This is a genomic window from Nocardioides sp., assembly GCF_034670285.1.
Classification (GTDB): Bacteria; Actinomycetota; Actinomycetes; order Propionibacteriales; family Nocardioidaceae; genus Nocardioides.
The window spans coordinates 1-2,920 of record NZ_JAXMNS010000446.1 but is presented as its reverse complement, the minus strand read 5'-3'; the positions used below and the strand labels follow the sequence as shown (position 1 = coordinate 2,920).

Sequence of the window (2,920 nt, the reverse complement as noted above, 5' to 3'; positions counted from 1 at the left end):
CATCACTGGCTCCGACTTCAATCACATAGACATTATCCGTGTTTGCATCTAATGGTTCCTCAAAATCTGGGGAAGTATTGAATGTTATCACTCCCGCATTTATATTGAATACTGCCGCCGTCGTCGCTCTCACGCGACGATCTTCCCAGGTGACCGGGGAGGACGGGTCACCCCCTCGTCGGCGGGAGCAGATAACATGCGCGCCATGAGTCCCGACGCGGTCGTGCCCGAGTTCGCAGTTGCCCCCGAGTCGCCCGATCGCAACCTCGCGCTCGAGCTGGTCCGGGTCACCGAGGCCGCCGCCATGGCGGCAGGCCGCTGGGTGGGCCGAGGAGACAAGAACGGCGCCGACGGCGTCGCGGTCAACGCGATGCGCGTGATGATCTCCTCCATCGGCATGAAGGGCACCGTCGTCATCGGCGAGGGCGAGAAGGACAACGCCCCGATGCTCTACAACGGCGAGCAGGTCGGCGACGGCACGGGCCCCGAGTGCGACGTCGCTGTCGACCCGATCGACGGCACCACGCTGACGGCGAAGGGCATGACGAACGCCGTGTCGGTGCTCGCCGTCGCGCCGCGCGGATCGATGTACGACCCGTCGGCCGTCTTCTACATGGAAAAGCTCGTCACCGGTCCCGAGGCCGCCGACGTCGTCGACCTGCGCTACCCGATCGCGGAGAACATCCACCAGGTCGCGAAGGCCAAGGGCAAGAAGCCGACCGACGTGACCGTGGTGCTCCTCGACCGCCCCCGCCACGAGCAGATGGCCCGCGAGATCCGCGAGACCGGCGCGATGATCAAGTTCATCTCCGACGGAGACGTCGCCGGCGCGATCATGGCCGCCCGTCCCGAGACCGGCATCGACCTGATGCTCGGCATCGGCGGCACGCCCGAGGGCATCATCGCCGCCTGCGCGCTCAAGTGCCTCGATGGCGTCATCCACGGCCGGCTCTGGCCCCAGGACGACGCCGAGCGCCAGCGGGCGCTCGACGCCGGGCACGACCTGAGCCCCGAGAAGATCCTGACCACCGACGAGCTCGTCACCGGTGACGACTGCTTCTTCGTCGCCACGGGCATCACCGACGGCGAGCTCATGAAGGGCGTGCGCTACACCGCCGGTGGAGCCAGCACGCACTCGCTGGTCATGCGCTCGCGCAGCGGCACGATTCGCTCGATCACCTCCGAGCACCGCCTGGAGAAGCTGCGTCCGTTCTCGGCGATCGACTTCGACGGCGCCTGACCGGTCAGGTCAGGCGATCTGCTGGCGATCCAGGTCGTAGCCGCGACCGACCTGCGCACGCAGTGCGGCGCCGACCTTGTCGATGACCCGAGGGTCGACCGCCATCCCGCAGTGGGAGGCGTCGACCCGGACCGCGACCGCGGACGGGTCGATGCAGGCGCGCCAGTCGACGACGCCGTCGCGGTGGGAGTAGATCGCGGTGAACCCCACGTCGGCGGCCAGCTCGCGGCGGCTCTCGTCGAAGCTCTCGCGAGCGCACGAGCCGGCGACGCAGTCCTGCGACATCAGCCCGGGGATGCCGACCTGGCTGAGACGCACGAGCGCCTCCACGCCCCACGACAACGCGGGGTGGTGAGCCCCGGGCGCCATCATCGGGCTGCCCATCGTGACGATGCCCGAGACCAGGTCGGGCCTGCGTGCAGCCAGGCCTCGGGCGATCATCCCGCCCAGGCTGTGCCCGACGATCTGCACCCGGGTGCCGCGTCGCTCGGCGATCTCCTCCAGCCGTGCCTCGATGAGCCGGCCGGCGCCATAGGTGCAGCCGATGTTGGTGAGGATGCGCGAGCGGTAGGTGCGGAAGCCGAGGCCGCGCAGGCTGCTCGACATCGCCATCAGGCTGGCGTCTCCTGCCAGGAAGCCGGGGATCAGCAGCACCGGCTCGGTGCCCTCCCCCTGGTCGACCGGTCGTCGACGGCGTTCGCGACGTTCACCGTGCGAGCGCGCGGCGAACCGCCCGATCTCGCCGACGATGCGGGTCTCGTGGAGCAAGGAGGTGATCGGGGGGCGTGCGAAGCCCTGCGGGAGCAGGAAAGACGCGAGGGGGGAGTCGGTCATGTGATTCACATTACAACCACCTGACACAGTGTCGCGGGTAAATCGGTACCCGAGCGCGTCCTTTCCGAGTGCTGTTCACTGGAGTCATGGCCTCTGGCACTCCCCACACCCCCGCGGTCGCGGTCTCCGACGAGCTCTTCGCGCCCATCTCGCCCGACATCGAGCTCTGCTACCAGACCTTCGGCACCCCCGACGACGAGCCGCTGCTGCTCGTGATGGGTCTCGGCGGCCCGATGACCTGGTGGGAGCCCGAGCTCTGCACGATGCTGGCCGAGGCCGGCTTCTTCGTGGTCCGCTTCGACAACCGCGACGCCGGGCGCTCGAGCCGTGGGGCGGGCCGGGTGACCAGGTCGATGCTCCTGCGGGGCTTCAGCGGGGTCCCGACCCGTCCGCCGTACACGTTGGACGACCTCGCCGGTGATGCTGTCGGTCTGCTCGACCACCTCGGGCTGCCCTCGGCCCACGTCGCCGGGGTCTCCATGGGCGGGATGATCGCGCAGACCATGGCGATCACGGCTCCCGATCGCGTGCGATCCCTGGCGAGCATCATGTCGACCACGGGCCGCCGCAACGTCGGCTGGCAGCACCCGAGCCTCCTACGCACCCTGCTGGGTCGCTCGTCCGGACGCGAGGACTACATCCGCTCGAGCGTGGCCACCTGGCGCTTGATCGGCTCGCCCGGCTACCCCAAGGCGCCGGACGCCACCGAGAAGCGCGCCGCCGAGACCTACGACCCGACCTCGGGCGTGATCGCAGCCGAGCCGCGCGCTTACGACAGCTTCTTCCCGAACGGCTCCAAGCCGTCGCACGAGGTGGTGAGCTTCGTCAACAGATCGGAAGAGCACA

3 protein-coding genes are annotated in these 2,920 nt (G+C 68.8%); 2 read left to right on the top strand and 1 reads right to left on the bottom strand.

Features of this window, described 5'->3' with window-relative positions:
- Positions 1-205: 205 nt before the first annotated feature.
- Positions 206-1,240: a class II fructose-bisphosphatase gene (gene glpX / locus VOI19_RS17410; protein WP_323794215.1), complete on the top strand. Its 1,035-nt coding sequence runs from the start codon at positions 206-208 to the stop codon at positions 1,238-1,240.
- A gap of 9 nt (positions 1,241-1,249) precedes the next feature.
- Here the strand turns inward: glpX and VOI19_RS17405 are convergent, their stop codons facing one another.
- Positions 1,250-2,074 (bottom strand): esterase/lipase family protein, encoded by an 825-nt coding sequence (locus VOI19_RS17405; RefSeq protein WP_323794214.1) that lies wholly within the window; start codon positions 2,072-2,074, stop codon positions 1,250-1,252.
- An 86-nt stretch (positions 2,075-2,160) separates the two neighbouring features.
- Between VOI19_RS17405 and VOI19_RS17400 the strand changes: the two genes are divergently transcribed.
- The coding region (locus tag VOI19_RS17400; protein WP_323794213.1) for an alpha/beta fold hydrolase at positions 2,161-2,920 on the top strand (760 nt) is incomplete at its 3' end.

What these genes read in the sequence shown, in the direction of transcription:
- glpX (WP_323794215.1), top strand. Translation starts at nt 206, where the DNA reads ATGAGTCCCGACGCGGTCGTGCCCGAGTTCGCAGTTGCCCCCGAGTCG.
- VOI19_RS17405 (WP_323794214.1), bottom strand. Translation starts at nt 2,074, where the DNA reads ATGACCGACTCCCCCCTCGCGTCTTTCCTGCTCCCGCAGGGCTTCGCA.